The sequence below is a fragment of the Bacillus sp. FAU20 genome (genome assembly GCF_056033865.1).
The window spans coordinates 355,027-373,341 of the sequence record NZ_JBVYHY010000027.1; the positions used below are offsets into that span (position 1 = coordinate 355,027).

The following is an 18,315-nucleotide window of genomic DNA, read 5'->3' on the forward strand; positions in this document are numbered from 1 at the left end:
ACATTATGTATATGAAAAAGCTGACAAATAATTATTTGTCAGCTTTTTTTAGTGTAATTGCATTTCTTGTATGACTAATATGTTCATAAAATAGTAGTTTATCACGGCTAAATACATGAAGTAAAACATGAATAATGAATAGGCCGTTAATGATAAATAGGAATAACAATGTAACGAGTAATACTAAAGGCTCTGTGTGATTTAAAATAGAGCTACTAGAAAGAATATAATTGATTCCGCCTAACGCAAAATAAAATATACCGTAGCGAATAAATAGTTCTTTTAATGTAATACGATTTGATTTTCCTTTCACGTGAATGCGAAGCAATGCTTTCCCAATTGTTTTTCCATTCGTAAAGTATGGAATAATAATAAAGTAAATAAGGATTGAACACGTAATGAAAATGAGTTCATACATATTCGTGTAAGATTGCATATTAGAAACGAAGAAAGAATTCCCTTTGTTTTTAACGACAGGTACGACGATAGATAAGAAAATCCAATCAATTTGCATCGCGATAAGGCGACGAATGAATCCGACTGGTTTCGTTTCCAAATTAATATGACTATCTAACTCGTTTGTCTTCGGAAGGAAGTACGTAAATATTGGTGCAATGATAAAACCAATTACGCCACCTAATGTATTTAAAAATAAATCATCGATATCAAATAATCGGTATGCACAATTGTATATACCGTATAATCCAGTCACTTGTGTTAGCTCAAAAAATAGTGAAAGGAAAAAGGAAATGCAAATTGTTTGTAAGAAACTACGTCGGAAATAATAACGTAAGTAAATGCCGAATGGAACAGTTAATAGAACATTAAAGGCAACTTGTAAAAACGCAGACTCTTTTAATAAGTAGAAATAAGTAGTTGGTTTCGTTAAAACTGCCGATGTATGACTACTAATCTCTTGTATGAAATAAAATGGTGAGAGTTGCATGTGTTGTGTATTAGCCGGTTGTAGGCTACAAGTATCAAACGTTTGTGGCAACGGCAAAATAACAAGAAAATAGGCATTTAATAAGTAAAGTAATAATGAGTATAAAATAAATGAGCGCCATTTATTTAAATAACCGTATTTTCGATAATTAAATATTAAAAAAGGGATTAAAAGAAACATTGCTAAAAAAGGAAATAAAATAAATGCTGTTTTCACTGGAAATAAATATGCAGTCAAAGTAAAACTCCTTTCAATAAAAATTCGTTTATCATTATAGCGCTAAAAATATTTAAATACAAAGTTAAAATTTTTCGAAATAGAAATAATTACTAATTTTATAGGGATTAAGTTATAATAAATTAAATATAAGGATATTGTGATTATATAATTTGAGAGAGGGTACAAGAGATGCGATATGAACTTTTTTCTGTAAGTGGGGATCATATTACGACTTTTGAAAGTGCATGGCGTTTTCAGGAGGGAGAACAGATTTTTGTTCATGATGATCAAACAAAACGAAACTTTATTATTATTCGGCTGACACATGATGTATTTCAACAAAATAAACATGTTATTCGTTTGTATTGTCAAGAGAAGAAAGTGTATGCATAAGAGAAGCCCTCTTACAGTATGAAAAGTAAGAGGGTCCTTATCTCGTTATTTGTGAACAGCCCAATTGATGAGGGCTGATTAAAGTTTCACTTTATCATTTTGGCCCTCGTAAGGAATAAAAAGAGAAGGATTAATGCACATAGGTAGCATTTGATTTGGAAGAAAGGATATAGCCTTGTATTTTGTGCTTCAAAGTTTCATTGCCTTCTTTTTGAGAAAGCCATGTATGGTAATCTTGTTGTGTTTTCCATAACATACGAATCATATACTCTGCCTTATCATTTGTACGATGAACATGTGAAAACTCTATGTTAATACAACCGTTCGTTCCGGGGGAAGGATAATATTGTTTAAGCCCATAAAGTAGCTCATTTTCATATCCGTACTTAATGTGAATGAGTTTAGTAACTATAAACATATAAACACCTCTTTTACGATAATAGTAGGAAAGATAGAATTACTGTAATAGTGAACTTTATAAAAAATATACTATTCAGAAAATTATAAGTAAATAATAGGTTTTAACTTAATAAAGGTATAAAAAAGCGAGTTATTCTATTACACTAGATGACTCGCTTTCAATTTGTAAGTTTTACTTTATAAGAAAATAAGAGTAAGTACACCTACGATAATACAATAGAAAGAGAAATATTTTAAATTTCCTTTTGCCATAATGTTCATAAACCATTTTAGTGAAATATACGTCATGATAAATGTTGCGATGAATGCAACGACATATGGTACGAATAATGTGTCTAGATTTGGATCATTTGCAATGTCTGTAATGCTTAACAATAAGCCACCTAAGCTAACAGGAATGTATAGTAAGAATGAGAAGCGAAGAGCTGTTTCTTGCTTCATACCAAGTAACATTGCTGCTACGATTGTGGCACCAGATCGGCTTATTCCGGGAATCAGTGCGCAAGCTTGTGCTAATCCGACGATGATTGCATCTTTCATAGAAAGGTCGCCATCATTTTTACGACCGCGTAAATTTCTAATAATCCAAAGGCCGACAGCAGTAATAAGAAGGGAAATCCCAACCATCTTCACACCTTTTAAGTACTGATCGATGTAATCTTTAAATAAAACACCAATAACACCTGCTGGAATGGTTGCCATAACAAGATAAATAATAAAGAAGAAATCTGATTTTGCGTCTTCTGCTCTTGTAAATATATAAGAGAGACCATTCTTTGTTAGACGAATTAAATCATTTCTATAAATAAGTAATACAGCTAATAATGAAGCTGAATTAACAAGTAGTTCGAAGCTAAACCCTTCTATTTTTAGTTCTAGCAAATGTTGTGCTAAAACGAGATGACCACTTGAAGAAATCGGAATTGGTTCTGTTAGTCCTTGGAACAGACCGAGAATTAAATATTTTAAAACGTAGTAAAATTGTTCCATAATAACCTCCTTGTTTATTAGTTGAAAGAAACAACTTTTCCATTATAACAAAGATATGGATGAATATTGAAAAGAAATAAATATTCGAAATAAAATAAAAATCCCTTATAGCAGTATAAGGGATTTTTATTTTTAATTAAGAAGTTACTGTTCCTTGAAGACTTTTAGACAATTGAACATCGACTTTTTCAGCATCATGAATATGATTCATAATAGTAGTATTTAATTTTTGGAACATTTGTTGTGTGTTAGCGAATTCTCGTAATATGTCATCATTACAAGATTTTTGGTTTTCAATAGCCTTAATAACATTTGTAGCACCATTTTGTAACGTTTGAATCATAACTAAAATATTTTCAATTCTAGCATTTGTATCGGCGCTCATTTCTACACCTTCATCGACTAAATGTAAATTATCTTTTGTGTTATCATATGCTTTTTCAATTTCTTCTTGAATTTTTTTCGTTAAGTTGCCGATGTTTTTTGTACTTTCTGCTGTACTTTCCGCTAGTTTTCTTACTTCATTGGCAACGACAGCGAATCCTTTACCGTGCTCTCCAGCACGTGCGGCTTCAATACTCGCATTTAAAGCAAGTAAATTTGTTTGTGCTGCAATGTTTTGAATGACTTCTACAATTTGCTCGATTTCCTTTGAGCGTTCGCTTAGATGATTCATACTATTAGATGTGCGTTGAGATTGTTCACCTAATTTATTAATTACAATAAGTAAGCGGTGAACGGATTCTTTTCCTTCATTAGAGCAGTCAATAATTTCTGCAATAGATTGAATTAAGCTTTGTTCCTTTTGTAACATTTCATTATTTAGCTCATTGGAATGTGTCGTACGTGTTGAAACATTTTCGAAACATGAACTTAATTGTTGAACTAAATTTTGAAGTGTATTATGTTGGTTATTTACAAGTTGATGCTCTTGGACAACACTTTGTACACGATCGTGGATAGTAGAAATAGTCTCTTGTTTTTCAATATCTTTTTGTTTTAATTCTGCTTCTAATTGTTGTATACGCTCTTCTAATTGAGCAATTGTATGTTGGAGTGATTTTTTTTGAGTAAACATGTATTTATTTCAACCGCCTTCGAAAGTTATATTTTCTCTATATTTGGATTTTAGCATCTTTTGTATTTTTTAAATATAGGAATTGTTAAATATTTAAGAATCTATTACATTTTATTCATAATTCTCTTTTTTTTGTCACGAAAAATAAACTGTATTTAATCGTTTTGTAAACAAACTGTAAAATAAATCATGTATAACTGTATAAGAAGGGAGTCGGATTATGAACTATTTTAAGCGAATCAGCTGTCTAGTATTAGCAGGAATTATCGGTCTTTCTAGTACAGTCGCTGTTAAAGCAGAGTCAAACGACGAGAAACTTAACAACATGCAACAGCAATTGCAACAAAACGATGCAGAAATGCAAAAGAAAGAGCAAGAGAAGCAAGCTGTTAGTAAAGAAATTAAAGGTATCGAAAACGAACTACATAATTTAAATAATACAATTGCAAAAAATAAAGAGGATCAAGCTGCTATTCAACGTAAAATCGATGAAACACATAAGCAGATTGAGCAAAAAAAGCAAGAAATTGTCGTTTTGGAGGATAAAGTCCTTGCTCGTAAAGATATTATGAGAAAACGTATGGTTTCTGTTCAAAACAGTTCAAATACAAGTTTAGTAGTAGAAGTTGTAGTAGAATCAAAAAACTTTGCAGACTTCTTACAACGTATGAACGCAGTTTCTACTATTCTAGAAGCTGATAAAGAAATTTTACGTCTACAAGAACAAGATCTTCGTCAAATTGAAGAAGATAAGAAAACAATTGACGAAAAAGAAGCATCTTTAGTAGTAGACAAACAAAAATTAGCAAAAGCGCAAGCTGAACTGCAAGATAACTTGAAAAAGCGTCAAGATAACTTACAAACAGTTCAAGCTAAATATAATGAAGTTGCAAGTCAACTTAATTTAGCAGCGGAAGAAAAAGCTAAAATTGAATCAAATATGAAGACAGTACAAGAAACGATTGCTCGTGAGCAAGAAGCAGCAAGAATCGCAGCGGAAGAGCGTGCAAAAGCAGAAGCGGCTGCAAAAGCAGAGCAAGAAGCTTTAGCGAAAGCACAAGCAGAAATTGCTGAAAAGCAAAAGCAGGAAAAAGCTAGTAAACCAGCTGAACCAGTTGCTAATAATAATTCGAAGGTACAACCTACCAAACCTGCACAACCTGAACCACCTTCTAAGCCAACTGCTGGTGGGAAAGAAATTTATGTAGAAGCTACAGCTTATACAGCTGATCCAGCGGAAAATGGTTATGCACCAGGTCAACAGGTATTTTCTGCATGGGGACACTATAACTTAACTGCAAACCCAGGAATGAAATTAATTGCTGTAGATCCAAATGTTATTCCATTAGGTAAGACTGTAAATGTTGAAGGTTATGGAGTAGCAATTGCAGCCGATACTGGTGGAGCTATTAAGGGGCATAGAATTGATGTTTTAATGCCAGATAAAGGTTCATCAAGTAGTTGGGGCAGAAGAACAGTTAAAGTTACAATTTTAAACTAAAGCGAAATCCAACTTTACAATATGTAAAGTTGGATTTTTTTATAATAATAATGTTAAGTTGAGTTTACATTTTGTTAAGGATAGCATACAATAATGGTGAGAGGTGGTAAATTTGACCATTTTAAACAGAGTAAAAGAATTAAGAGCTCGTTTTAACTTTACGCAAAGCGTATTAGCAGAAAAGGTTGGAGTAACGAGACAAACAATTGCAGCAATTGAAAAAGGGGATTACGTTCCTTCGTTGTTATTAGCACTTACGATTTGTGATGTGTTTCAGTTAAAGATGGAAGATGTGTTTGTTTTAAATAAGGAGGGGGAAGAGGATGAATAGAATTGTTTTTTCTTATATCATAAACGTGCTTTATACTGCTTTAGCATGCTGGACATTTGTTGAATTTTATAGTGTCATTACAGAGTTAGCAGATATAATTAAAAACGAGAAATTCCCATTTGAAGTATGGTTTAATGGAGTACCATTCATTTTATTATTTATTGGAGCAATTATAGTTACAATTTTTTATAGAATTCAAAAGAAAAAATATAAGAATTTATCTTTTTTGATGTATCCATTATTATTTCCACTAGAAGATGAACGTGAAAAAGCGATTACGGATAAAGCTTGCCGAACAACATTTGTATCGTTATGGTTTGTGTTACCTTGTGCAGTTGGATTTTTAACTTTTTCGCCTATTATTAATGAATATCTTCCTGGATACCCATTATATATTATATTTTCGATTTTCTTTATTCAAATGACAGTATTTCACGTATCACTATACAGAAATAAATTAGCTTAAAAAGAAACCTTCTTGCACCGGCAAGAAGGTTTCTTTTCAGCTAATACTTGTACATATGGCGATATTATTTTATCATTTTATATAGAGTAAGATTTTGTAAGGGAAAGGAATTGTATATGAATAAGCAAAGAATTTATAGTATAGTAGCAATCCTTCTATTTGTTGTAGGTGGCGTGTTAATTGGAAAGCCATTTTATGATGGATATCAGGCTGAAAAGAAACAGACTGAAAATGTGCAGGCTGTTCAAAAGATGGATTATGAAAAGCATGAGACGGAATTTGTAGATGCTTCCAAAATTAATCAACCAGACTTGGCGGAAGTAGCGAATGCATCATTAGATAAGAAACAAGTAATCGGTCGTATTTCGATTCCAAGTGTTTCAGTAGAACTGCCTGTTTTGAAAGCTTCTACTGAAAAAAACTTATTATCAGGTGCAGCGACAGTAAAAGAGAATCAAGTTATGGGAAAAGGAAATTACGCACTAGCAGGACATAACATGTCTAAAAAAGGTGTTTTATTTAGTGATATAGCTTCTTTGAAAAAAGGCGATAAAATTTATTTGTATGACAATGAAAATGAATATGAGTATGCGGTTACTGGTGTATCTGAAGTGACTCCTGATAAGTGGGAAGTTGTAGAGGATCATGGGAAAGATGAGATAACGCTTATTACATGTGTATCTGTAAAGGATAATTCTAAGCGTTATGTTGTTGCTGGTGATTTAGTTGGAACGAAGGCGAAGAAGTAAAAAAGAAGGGGAACTCTTTAAAGAGTTCCCCTTCTTTTTTACTAATGTTGAGAAATAATAGAATATTTCGGTTTGTATTTAATTATTCTTCTATTTATGTATAATAAATTTAGAATTCTATATTTTGGGAGGAACAAGAGTGAGACAACAGGTGAAGAAACTTCTTTTAACAACGAGTATAGCGTTATTGGTAGCTCCAATTTCAGCTTATGCGCATCCAGGGCGTACAGATGCTAATGGCGGACATACGTGTCGTACAAATTGTGAGAAGTGGGGATTACAGTATGGGGAATATCATTATCACAATAAACCAGCTTCTAGTAGTGGCGTAACGAGCCCAGCTCCTAGTCAGAATAATAATAGTGCTGTAGAAACTGAGAGACAAGCAGAAGCACAGCGCAATACTGAGGCTGAAAAACAACGTGCTGCAGAAGCACAGCGCAACGCTGAGGCTGAAAAACAACGTAATGCAGAAGCACAGCGTAAAGCTGAAGAAGAGAGACAACGTGTAGCCGAGGAACAAAGAAAAGCTGAAGAGGCACGTAAGCAAGAGGAAGCACAGCGCCAAGCTGATATGGAAAAAGGTCAACTTGAAGGTCAAAAGAATGGAGAAACTGATTTTAAAGCAGGAAAAAATGATGCAGAAGTGCATGTAGCTGGAAAATCTGATGCATATAAACAAGCGTTTAAAGCGACTTATGCAGCCGCATGGTCTTTAGAAGAGCAGAAGAAAACGCATTTTGAAAAAGGAAAAGAACAAGGTTTAGCACAAGAGACGATGGACGATAGTCAAGTTGCTCCAGAGTTTAAGGTAAACTTTGCAGACGGGTTCAAAGCAGGGAATAAAGAAAGAACAGAAAAAATTGAAAAAGAGCAAGCTGAATTAGGGGAAAAGACAGGGAAAGAACTAGCTGAAAAGAATCCTGAAAATAGAGAGAAAGAAGTATACGTGAAGGCATATGAAACAGCGTATGAAAAAGGCTATAAGTCTACAAAAAAGGCAGTAGAAAAGGCTGGCTATAAGTATGCATTTGAAAACTATGATTTAAAAGTTCCTGCTAAGTATGAACGAAATGAATTGTTAAAGAAGTGGTTTACTGAAGGATTTAAATCGAATAAAAAAGCAGCGGAAATTCGAGAAGAAGGGTATAAAAAAGGAGACAGCTGGTTCTCATTCTTCTATGAGAGTTTCGTACCAAGTGAATATAAAGAACATAAAGAGCTGTACGAACAAGCAATAGAAAAAGGTAAAACAGCATAAAAAAGATGAGGAGAAATTCCTCATCTTTTTTAATCCATCCATTTCACTAATTTCTTAGAAATTAATAATAAAACACAACCTAATACAATTGCCACAGCGCCAATAACTGTGAATACTTCAGCGTATCCAAGTGAAGTTGTGAAGCTTGCAAGTTGTCCGCCTAAAATGTTGGCGATACCTGAACTTGCTAGCCATACACCCATTAATAAAGATGCTAATTTTACCGGAGCAAGCGCACTAACCATTGATAGTCCGACAGGTGATAAGAATAGCTCACCTAACGTATGGAAAAGATACGTAAAGACGATAAACAGTAAGTTTGCTTTTTCTGTAATGTTATGTTCATCACTACCTGTTTTTAATGTAGCGATAACGAGAATGATATAACCGATACCGAGTAAGATCATACCAAGTCCCATTTTAGTTGGGATTTTTAAATCACCCTGCTTGCGAGTTGCAAGTTTTGCCCATAATGCAGAAATGACTGGAGCAAGTAAAATAATAAATAATGGATTGACCGATTGGAACCAAGATGTTGGAACTTCCCATCCGAACACAGAGCGGTCTACAAATTTGTTTGTATATAATGTTAATGAGCTACCAGCTTGTTCAAAGCCAGCCCAGAAGAAGACAACGAAGCATGTTAAAATGACAATAACTGCGGTACGTTGTTTTTCTTTTTTTGTTAACGGTGTATCTCCTACTGATGGTTGTCCAGTAGCTGTTTGTAAATCGCGAGTTGGTTTCTTACCGATATTACCAAGGAAGCGATTTGATAGTGTTGTAAATAAAATTTGTCCAATGATCATTCCGATTGAAGCGGCTAAGAAACCGTAACGGAATCCGTAATGTACAACGCCATCAACTGTTGTTTTGAATAAATTTTCTGATAAAAATCCGCAAACGAGTGGAGCTAAAAATGACCCGACGTTAATACCCATATAGAAAATGGTAAATGCACTATCACGTTTTGGATCGTTCTCTTCGTATAATTCTCCAACCAGTGTAGAGATGTTCGGTTTGAAGAATCCGTTACCTATAATAATAAGCGCTAATCCGAGGTATAGACCTAATTGGTTTTGCAAGGCAAATAGTGTAAGGTTACCGATTGCCATTGTTATACCACCAATTGTGATTGCTTTTCGTCTACCTAGAAAACGGTCTGTTAAGTATCCACCAATCATTGGTGTGAAATAACAGGCTCCAGTATAAAATCCGTAAATAGAGAGTGCCCATGCGGGACTAAACCCAAGACCACCGCTTACTAAAGCTGTCGTTAAATATAATGTTAATAATCCTCGTAATCCATAGTAACTAAATCTTTCCCACATTTCTGTAAAGAAGAGTAAGTATAAACCTGGAGGATGTTTCTTTTTTCTTTGTTGTTCTCTTTCTAGTTGTATCGCTGATTCCATGTTATTTTCCTCCTGACACAAACAAAAACAAAGTTAATAATTTTGTATATTTAATATTTTACCTTATTAACTATTATAAGTCAATAAAGGTTGATTTTTCAGAAGAAATTGGAAAAGAGGAATAGCTATAGAATGGGTGTTTCTTTTGTGATAGACTATGGACTATGTTTTCTTTGTAAGGAAGCGGGTTAGTGTACTTTTTTATATGTGAAATTGATTTCATAAAAGATGAAATTAAAGAAGGAGAAAGAAATGAAATTGTTACAGAAAAAAGAAATTTTACTTATTAGCCTTATGTTATTCTCTATGTTCTTTGGAGCAGGGAATCTTATATTTCCACCTTTCCTTGGGTATGAAGCAGGAGAACATGTTTGGATTTCATTAGTAGGGTTTATTATATCAGCAACAGGTCTTCCTATATTAGGTGTTATCTCTATTGCAAAAGCAGGAAGTTTTCAAACGTTAGCGGGTAGGGTTCATTCTTCATTTGCAATTATTTTTCCATGTATCGTGTATGTATTTATTGGACCTGGGCTTGGTATACCACGTGCGGGAAGTTTAGCTTTTGAAATGGGGCCAGGTCAGTTATTCCCTGAAGCAGGAAGCGGACTATTGTTGTTTTACACAGTTATTTTCTTTAGTATTGTTTACTGGTTAAGTTTATCTCCATCTAAATTAATGGGGTTGTTTGGAAAAGTATTGACGCCGTTATTATTATGTATGATTGCACTTATTTTTATAAAGAGTATGTTTACACCGGTAGGAGATATGAAAGAACCAATAGGGAACTATGGACAAGCTCCTATGTTTCAAGGGTTTTTAGATGGATATTTAACAATGGATGCGTTAGCTGCTTTAATCTTTGGAATTGTTATTGCAAATGCATTACGTGCAAAGGGTATTGAAGATGATAAAGGTTTAGCGAAATATATGAGTATTGCTGGAATTGGGGCAGGATTATTATTATCGATTATTTATGTCATCCTTGGATATGTGGGGGCAATTAGTGGCTCATTAGGAACATTTGATAACGGTGCGAAAGTGTTAGCACAAGTTATGATTACATTATTTGGACAGGGCGGAGTCGTTCTATTAGGTCTTATTTTTACTATCGCATGTTTATGTGTTTCAATTGGACTTGTTACGTCTTGTAGTCAATTTTTTGCGAGTGCATTTCCAAAAGTATCTTATAAAGTGTGGGCATTTATAGTAAGCGTTGTTAGTATGATCTTAGCTAATTTAGGATTAACGCAAATTTTAAAAGTATCAGTACCAATTCTTGGATTTATTTATCCAATTGCATTAACTCTTATTATTCTAGGGTTATTCCATAAGTATATTGGAAAGTATGCATACGTATATGCAGTAACTGTTTGGGTTGTAGCAATATTTAGTGCAATTGATATTTTGAATAAAAATGTAATGATGAATCAGTGGACGTCAGTATTAAAATATATTCCGTTTTATACAGAAGGTGTTGGGTGGATTGTTCCAGCTATTGTAGGCATGTGTCTTGGTTTCATCGTTAGCATTGTTCTAAATAAGAATAACTGAGTAAAAAGGTGTTTTCCGATTTTGGAAGACGCCTTTCTTTTTTGGAAAAATACTATTGAAAATGAATAGACTAAGAGTATGATAAAGATAATTGGTAATATATAGGTTTAATGAGAGTTACGAATGAGGGGGGAGCGTATGAAGAAGGATTTGGATAAGAAAATAGAAGCACTCGAAACAGCAATTGAAACAATTCAAGAAGCACTTGCTGAATTAAAAGTGAAGCAAAGGGAAATAGAAGTAGAAAACGCTCAGCAACATGCTAGTAAGGATAAGAAAGAATATATTGAAACGGTAATGGAGGAAAAGCCAAAAGAAGAAATAGTTAAGATAAAAGAGCCTTTGCAAGAACGTGAGGTAAAACAAGTAGATATATCTGCTTTTAAACCAGAGCCATTTAATATTATTAAGTTTTGTCAAACATGGTTACCGCGTGTATTTGTCGGTATTATGTTGCTTGGAGTGATCTGGTTATTTAAAGCAGGGGTAGATGCTGGCTTATTAACACCAGCGATACGAATTGTGTTTGGTATCGTATTATCTATCGGATTGTATTATATAGGAGATATTCAAATTAAAAGAGAGCGGCAGGCGTTAGGGTTAGTATTAGCTGGAGGAAGTATTACCGGGATTGTTCTAACAACGTTTGCAGCACATTATTTATATGGATTTATTCCGGCAAGTGTCGCGTTTCTCTGTAATATTGCATGGGTTATTTTAGGTATTTATTTAGCGAAAAGATATCAATCGGAATATCTCACTATTTTCGTAGCGGTCGGAGCGTTCTTCGTACCATTCTTGTTAAATAGTACGACTCCTAATCCTTATATTTTCTTTGGATATGAGACAGTATTAACACTTAGTTTATTATGGTATGCGTTGAAAAATCGTTATAAATACTTATATATGATTTCTTACGCTGTTGCTGCCATTGTCCTTTTCGTTTTCTTTGCTGTTATGTCAATGTTAGTAGAGAACTTGCAAATACAGTTAACGATTGTATATGGTTTGATTCATTTACTATTATTTTGGCATATGTTTACGGAGAGAAGTTTTATACTAGAACCACGTTTGGCAATATTTAGTGCGAATGCAGTGTTCTTTATACTAGCTATTTCAAAAATACCTGATTTTACAACATGGGGATTAATTATTAGTGCACTCGTGCATGCCATTATGTTCGTATTTGAATATAGGAAAAATAGACATTCTACATTTACAAATCTCTTATTTGGTTTCGCAATGGGAGCATTTAGTTTAGCAATTTTATATGAGTATAGTTTAGTGAATGCAGCGATTGTACTATTGTTACAAGGTTTCCTCGGCATGGTCACTTCTATTAAAGTAAAACAACAGATAAAGTTGTATGTTAGTGCGACGGTTTACGCAATTGGAATGATACAGACTATTTTTAGCCCGTTTGATCAATTTATTTCGGCAGGCTTTGTTGCTCATCTTATTTTAATAGGAACGTTCTATTATTGCATGAGAGAAGCGAAAGAAGTATTAGCGAGCTTCGGCAAATATATGTATTCTATAGTGCTCTATTGGTTTATGATAATTGTATTTATTACAATTACGAGAATCGGTGAAGTTTTATCTACAGATGGAAGCGTAATTAGTGTATCAGTATCGTTATTATGGATGGTATATGCATTATTTGCAGTTTGGTTTGGAAGAAATAGAAATATGAATGAAATATTATATGCTGGTTTAGTCGTTTTAGTCGTAACGGTAGGGAAGTTATTCTTACTTGACTTACCAGAGGTATCGATGATGATTAGGGCAGTGTTATTCCTAATCGTCGGTAGTATAGGTATCGTTATTTCAAGAATGTTTTTCTCGAAGGAAGAGAAGTGAGAAGAAGGCAATCCATGTATGGATTGCCTTTTTTATTATTTCTTATTAATCGTCACAGTTTCATTATATTTCGTTGTTGTATTTTGGCGTAGACGAAGCGTTGCTTGTCCAGTTGTATTTGAATCAATCTGTACATTTACAACTTTCTCAGCAGAGCCTAAGCTGTTTGTTGTGAAAGAAAATGCACTACTATATCCGAAAGTAGATGGCCAAGTGCCGTTTGCATTTTGTACTTTAGCCACTTGTGTTCCACCAGTAGTGAAGATACCTAAAGAATAGTTGTTATACGTTGTATTAGGTAGTAAGTTATTTACTTGAATCTTCATTTGGAAAATTTCATTGTTTGGTAGAATGCTAGGGTGTGTAACGACGTAGTCGCTTGTTGTTACCGCACCGTTATAACCGTATGAACCTGGTTTAAAAGTATTTGTATTAAACCATTGATAACCTGCATTTGGTGCACTCCAAGGTTCAGGTTGTGGTTCTGTTGATAAGCTTGGCTGTTCAAATGTTTGTAGAGCTGTAGGTGAATCAAGTTGTAAACCATTTACTTGATCTAAACTTGTAAATGTCTCTTTATTTGATAACCAATTTACGATGTTTTCTAATAAGATAGCATCGTTTTCTTCTTTATAACCATCGTAAGTTTTCTTTGTTTGGCCAGAATCTTCACGAACGTACTTTGGCGTAGCATCTTCAACAGGAGAAGAGTCACCAATAAAGGCAGCTTTTCCAAGTCCTACTTTTGCAATTGCAGCATATGGGCCTTCTGCAATACCACCGCCATTATAAACGCCGCTATCAACAGCGTTATTCCATTTTGATGGATTTTCTGGAAGGTAAACAAGTCCTTTTGCTAGTTTTGGATTTGTAATTGCCAGAGTAGAACCAGCATGCATTGCTACAGACGAAACACCTTTTGTAATTCCGAAAGATTGTTCAGGCGATACAATTGTTTTCGCTGAAACATCACCAAGTGCATTGTAGCGGAAGCGAATACCGAAGTTGTCAGAGAGCCAATCAGAGCTTTCTACTCCTTGCATAGCTTGTGAATTTGCTTCTTCATTAGACATTCCTTTTGCTGGATTATCCCAAGCACCACGTCTATATCCATTAAATACTTCAGAAGAGTCCCAGCGATTTTTATTGCGATCCGCATTGTAATGATCAGCAATAAAGAAGATACTACCACCATTTTTTACATATTGTAACATAGCGTCCTGCTCAGATTTTTTGTAAGGAATATTAGCTTCTGGAACGATAAATACATTGTAATCTTTTAAGTCTTCGTACGTAATAGGTGTTGATTTACGAAGTTCCTTTACGTGATATCCGTTTTTTGCAATGCCGTTTCCGAAGTCAGAAAAGCCGCCGTCAATAACCCAGTCAGCTGTCCCAGCAGTTTGACCGTGTGTATTATCGAATAATACTTTCTTCCCATTGTTTTGATTTACAACTTTTGCAGCAATTTCAGGAGCTGGGTCTACAGAGCTTTCGGCATAAGTAGACGGTATGAACGAGGTCCCTATACTTAGTGTAATTGCTGTTGCTAAAGAAAATGTAATCCATTTTTTATTCTTCATAGAAGAATCCCCCTAATAATAAATATATGTGCTTTAATAATGTAATTTATTTTTCTGTAAAAATAAAGACGGAAAACATAAAAAATATTAAAAGATTGTAAAAATACCGTGAATTATGTTGAGAAATATTTATATAGATATAAAAACATCCCTTCCAAGTAATAAGGAAGGGATGTTTTGCTTAACTAATTTTTGAGTTAGGTGTTTCATCAATCTTATGAAACCCTTTCATGTAATATACAATTGCTAAGCCGATAAGCCAAATTGGGCCGACAATCAATGCGATTCGTGTATCTTCTGAATACGCCATTATACCTAATACTAATACAAGGAAAATGAGTGAGAAATATGAGCTTAATGGGTATAAAGGCATTTTATACGATAACTTTTGTTTATTTTGAGTAGGCAAGCTTTTACGGAATTTAATTTGAGCAACTAATATAATTCCCCAAGTCCAAATTGCGCCGAAAGTTGAAATGCTAGTAAGCCATGTAAATACCTTTGCAGGTACGAGATAGTTTAATATAACACCAATGAGTAAAACGATAGCAGTTGCTACAATTCCTTGGCTTGGAATGCCATTTTTATTTAAACGACCAAATCTTTCAGGAGCTTTTTTCTGCTGAGCTAATGTATATAGCATACGGCCTGTACTAAATAAACCACCATTACAAGAAGAAAGAGCTGCTGTTAATACGACAAAATTAATAATACCTGCTGCTTTTGCGATACCAATTTGCTGGAATGTTAATACGAATGGACTGCCTTTCTCACCAAGTTCATTCCATGGATAAATTGCCATCATAACGAATAATGCCCCAACGTAAAAGAGTAGAATTCTCCAAAATACGTTATCGATTGCCTTTGCGAGTGTTTTCTTCGGATTTTGAGCCTCACCAGCTGTAACACCGATTAATTCAACGCCTAAATAAGCGAATAGTACCATCTGCATGGAGAGTAGTAATCCAGAAAATCCATTTGGGAACCAGCCACCATGTGACCAAAGGTTTGAAATACCAGTAGCGATACCACCGTTTCCGAATCCGAATAAAATAATACCAGCTCCGACTACTATCATACAGATAATTGTGACAATTTTAATGAGAGCAAACCAAAACTCAAGTTCTCCAAATACTTTTACCGATAAGAAGTTAAAAGCGCTCATTAATAATAGAGCAAGTAACGCCCAAGTCCAGCGCGGAATATCTGGGAACCAGTACTGCATGTAAATACCAGCTGCTGTAATTTCAGCCATACAAGTAACAACCCATAAGAACCAGTAATTCCAACCAGTAATATAGCCAGCGAGTGGTCCAATATAATCATATGCATATTTACTAAAAGAACCGGCAACAGGTTGTTCAATTGCCATTTCCCCAAGCGCTCGCATAATGAAAAAAATAACGAGTCCGGCAATCATATAGCCTAGTAAAATAGAAGGACCGGCTAGTTTAATGGCGGAAGCGGATCCTAAAAATAGCCCAACGCCAATAGCTGAGCCCAGTGACATTAAAGTAATATGTCGTTCTTTTAAACCACGATTTAAAGTTCCAGATTTGTTTGCGTGCTGCATAAGAAGAATCCCCCTTGTAGAGTGAACGATATTTGAATGCGTTTACTAAATATTTAACTATTTCAAATTATAAAACATTTCTATCTGTTATGCTACAAAAATAATCATAATGAACTGTACTACATCTGTACTTGTCCGACTTAAACTTAAAATTCGAACTATTAGGGAATATATTGACTCTTCTTTTTATTGATTGTTAAGATTAAGTATTATATTTTCTCACATACTAGTAAGAAAAAGAATGTGTGATAATAATTCAGGTGTAGGAAGGGTACATAAGCATGTTTCAATTACAAAAATATAACACTTCTGTGAAGCAAGAGTTTTTAGCTGGCATCACAACTTTTTTTACATTTGCGTATATTCTTGTCATCAATCCAAAAATATTATCTGATGCAGGTGTACCGTTTGACCAAGCGTTTACAGCAACAATTATTGCCACTGTTGTTGGAACAGTAGGTATGGCGATTTTCGCGAATTACCCGATTGTTATTGCTCCAGCTATGGGAATGAATGCATATTTTGCTTATTCTGTTGTACAGAAGGCAGAAGGGATTACATATGTAGTTGCCTTTTCAGCTGTATTTGTAACGGGAATTATTTTTCTTTTATTATCTTTTACTTCGTTTAGGCAAAAGTTAATTTTAGCAATTCCTGATAGTTTAAAGCATGCAATTGCAGGTGGAATTGGACTATTTATTGCTTTTATTGGATTACGCCTTTCTGGAATTATCGTGGATCATCCGTCTAATTTAGTTACGATTGGTGATTTTCATTCTCCAGCTGTTATTTTAACTTTAATTGGTTTAATCTTAGCGGCGGTATTAATGGCATTACGTGTGAGCGGTGCATTATTTATTAGTATGATTGTGACAGGAATTATTGCCTTCTTTACAGGGCAATTGAAGTTTGCTGATAAAATTGTGGCGATGCCTCATTTACCAGAGGGTATTATCGTTTCAAACCCAATCAATGCCTTTTCTGATGTAATTGAATACGGATTATACGGCGTTGTATTTTCATTTTTACTTGTACTGTTATTCGATACAACAGGTGCATTACTCGGTTTAATTAAACAAGCAGGTTTAATTACAGACAATACAGAGAAGCGTTTTGGTAAAGCATTTATTGCAGATGCAATTGGCGGGACTACAGGTTCTATCTTTGGAACAAGCCCAACAGCAGCGACCATTGAATCGTCAGCAGGTATTGCTGCAGGTGGTAAAACTGGATTAACAGGGATTGTAGTTGTTGGTCTAACAATTATAACGGCATTTTTCAGTCCTGTTATTGCTTCTTTATCAAGTGTAGCTGCTATTACAGCTCCTTCATTAATTATAGTAGGTAGTTTAATGGCACAAAGCATTCGAGATATTAATTGGAATGGATTTGAAGATGCGTTACCAGCATTTTTGATCTTTATAGGTATTCCGTTAACATCTAGTATTGCAAATGGAATCGCAATTGGATTTTTAGTATATCCAGTCTTGAAAATTGTGAAGGGTAAAGGGATGGAAGTACATCCATTACTATACCTATTTGCATTCTTATTTGGATGTCATTTATTCTTATAATATAAATATAGGAGAGGGCCTTCTTATGGGAGGCCCCTTTTTTGTGTATAATAAAGTGAAACTATAGGCAGTAGGGGGATCCCCACTGTGTATTAGCCCACACCAATTGTGATAAGATGAAAACTTAAATGATTTCGTAAAATATAAATTACTTAATGGAATATATATGTTACAATAAAGATAGAGGAGGAACATGAATGGCTGTAAGTAAAATAAAAGTCGCGCGTGTTCAGTTAGATTTAACACAGCAACAATTAGCAGAAAAAGTAGGCGTTACAAGGCAAACGATTAGTTTAATTGAGAAGGGGAAATACAATCCATCTTTAGATTTATGTTTAAAAATTTGTTATGCAGTAGATAAAACGTTGAATGATTTGTTTTGGGAGGAAAAGGAGTGGTAGG

16 protein-coding genes and 1 pseudogene are annotated in these 18,315 nt (G+C 34.3%); 10 read left to right on the top strand and 7 right to left on the bottom strand.

Annotated elements, in window-relative coordinates:
• Positions 1-31: 31 nt before the first annotated feature.
• Positions 32-1,183: a VanZ family protein gene (locus AC0OM3_RS27430; protein WP_000128028.1), complete on the bottom strand. Its 1,152-nt coding sequence runs from the start codon at positions 1,181-1,183 to the stop codon at positions 32-34.
• 171 nt (positions 1,184-1,354) lie between these two features.
• On the opposite strand from AC0OM3_RS27430, the gene AC0OM3_RS27435 reads away from it, so the two are divergent.
• Positions 1,355-1,558 (top strand): hypothetical protein, encoded by a 204-nt coding sequence (locus AC0OM3_RS27435; RefSeq protein ID WP_001268332.1) that lies wholly within the window; start codon positions 1,355-1,357, stop codon positions 1,556-1,558.
• A 130-nt stretch (positions 1,559-1,688) separates the two neighbouring features.
• Here AC0OM3_RS27435 and AC0OM3_RS27440 read toward each other — a convergent pair whose 3' ends face one another.
• From AC0OM3_RS27440 to AC0OM3_RS27450, 3 genes and pseudogenes are all read right to left on the bottom strand, one after another.
• Positions 1,689-1,976: an antibiotic biosynthesis monooxygenase gene (locus tag AC0OM3_RS27440; protein ID WP_000471251.1), complete on the bottom strand. Its 288-nt coding sequence runs from the start codon at positions 1,974-1,976 to the stop codon at positions 1,689-1,691.
• Positions 1,977-2,155: 179 nt separating this feature from the next.
• On the bottom strand, positions 2,156-2,968 hold the full coding sequence (locus tag AC0OM3_RS27445) for an undecaprenyl-diphosphate phosphatase (RefSeq protein ID WP_000434790.1): 813 nt from the start codon (positions 2,966-2,968) through the stop codon (positions 2,156-2,158).
• A 136-nt stretch (positions 2,969-3,104) separates the two neighbouring features.
• Positions 3,105-3,605 (bottom strand): annotated as a pseudogene (locus tag AC0OM3_RS27450) (methyl-accepting chemotaxis protein); the annotation flags it as partial.
• A gap of 661 nt (positions 3,606-4,266) precedes the next feature.
• On the opposite strand from AC0OM3_RS27450, the gene AC0OM3_RS27455 reads away from it, so the two are divergent.
• The 5 genes from AC0OM3_RS27455 to AC0OM3_RS27475 all read left to right on the top strand — a co-directional run bounded on the left by AC0OM3_RS27455 (position 4,267) and on the right by AC0OM3_RS27475 (position 8,354).
• Complete coding sequence (locus AC0OM3_RS27455; RefSeq protein ID WP_001105790.1) at positions 4,267-5,547, top strand: 3D domain-containing protein; 1,281 nt, start codon at positions 4,267-4,269, stop codon at positions 5,545-5,547.
• A gap of 112 nt (positions 5,548-5,659) precedes the next feature.
• Positions 5,660-5,878, top strand: coding sequence for a helix-turn-helix transcriptional regulator (locus AC0OM3_RS27460; RefSeq protein WP_000154019.1), 219 nt, complete (start codon positions 5,660-5,662; stop codon positions 5,876-5,878).
• Positions 5,871-6,344: a DUF2178 domain-containing protein gene (locus AC0OM3_RS27465; protein ID WP_001080039.1), complete on the top strand. Its 474-nt coding sequence runs from the start codon at positions 5,871-5,873 to the stop codon at positions 6,342-6,344. Before AC0OM3_RS27460 ends, AC0OM3_RS27465 begins: the two co-directional genes overlap by 8 nt.
• 116 nt (positions 6,345-6,460) lie before the next feature.
• Entirely contained in the window at positions 6,461-7,093 is a 633-nt protein-coding gene (locus AC0OM3_RS27470; protein WP_001041724.1) for a class A sortase, read from the top strand.
• 139 nt (positions 7,094-7,232) lie between these two features.
• Complete coding sequence (locus tag AC0OM3_RS27475; protein ID WP_046946756.1) at positions 7,233-8,354, top strand: YHYH domain-containing protein; 1,122 nt, start codon at positions 7,233-7,235, stop codon at positions 8,352-8,354.
• 29 nt (positions 8,355-8,383) lie between these two features.
• On the opposite strand, the gene AC0OM3_RS27480 is transcribed toward AC0OM3_RS27475, so the two are convergent.
• Positions 8,384-9,769 (bottom strand): peptide MFS transporter, encoded by a 1,386-nt coding sequence (locus tag AC0OM3_RS27480; protein ID WP_000443145.1) that lies wholly within the window; start codon positions 9,767-9,769, stop codon positions 8,384-8,386.
• Between the two features lie 252 nt (positions 9,770-10,021).
• Between AC0OM3_RS27480 and brnQ1 the strand changes: the two genes are divergently transcribed.
• Positions 10,022-11,323, top strand: a complete 1,302-nt coding sequence (gene brnQ1, locus AC0OM3_RS27485) for a branched-chain amino acid transport system II carrier protein BrnQ1 (protein WP_046946757.1) — start codon at positions 10,022-10,024, stop codon at positions 11,321-11,323.
• Between the two features lie 138 nt (positions 11,324-11,461).
• Complete coding sequence (locus AC0OM3_RS27490) at positions 11,462-13,183, top strand: DUF2339 domain-containing protein (protein ID WP_046946758.1); 1,722 nt, start codon at positions 11,462-11,464, stop codon at positions 13,181-13,183.
• A 35-nt stretch (positions 13,184-13,218) separates the two neighbouring features.
• Here the strand turns inward: AC0OM3_RS27490 and AC0OM3_RS27495 are convergent, their stop codons facing one another.
• Both AC0OM3_RS27495 and AC0OM3_RS27500 read right to left on the bottom strand, forming a co-directional pair.
• A complete protein-coding gene (locus AC0OM3_RS27495) occupies positions 13,219-14,766 on the bottom strand; it encodes a DNA-binding protein (RefSeq protein WP_000791509.1) in 1,548 nt (515 codons plus the stop codon).
• Positions 14,767-14,947: 181 nt separating this feature from the next.
• Positions 14,948-16,339, bottom strand: coding sequence for an amino acid permease (locus AC0OM3_RS27500; RefSeq protein ID WP_046946760.1), 1,392 nt, complete (start codon positions 16,337-16,339; stop codon positions 14,948-14,950).
• A 281-nt stretch (positions 16,340-16,620) separates the two neighbouring features.
• Between AC0OM3_RS27500 and AC0OM3_RS27505 the strand changes: the two genes are divergently transcribed.
• The gene (locus tag AC0OM3_RS27505) at positions 16,621-17,913 is read left to right on the top strand and encodes an NCS2 family permease (protein WP_000487185.1); all 1,293 of its coding nucleotides are present in this window, start codon (positions 16,621-16,623) and stop codon (positions 17,911-17,913) included.
• 197 nt (positions 17,914-18,110) lie between these two features.
• Positions 18,111-18,314 (top strand): helix-turn-helix transcriptional regulator, encoded by a 204-nt coding sequence (locus AC0OM3_RS27510; protein ID WP_000301183.1) that lies wholly within the window; start codon positions 18,111-18,113, stop codon positions 18,312-18,314.
• The last annotated feature ends 1 nt before the right edge of the window (position 18,315 follow it).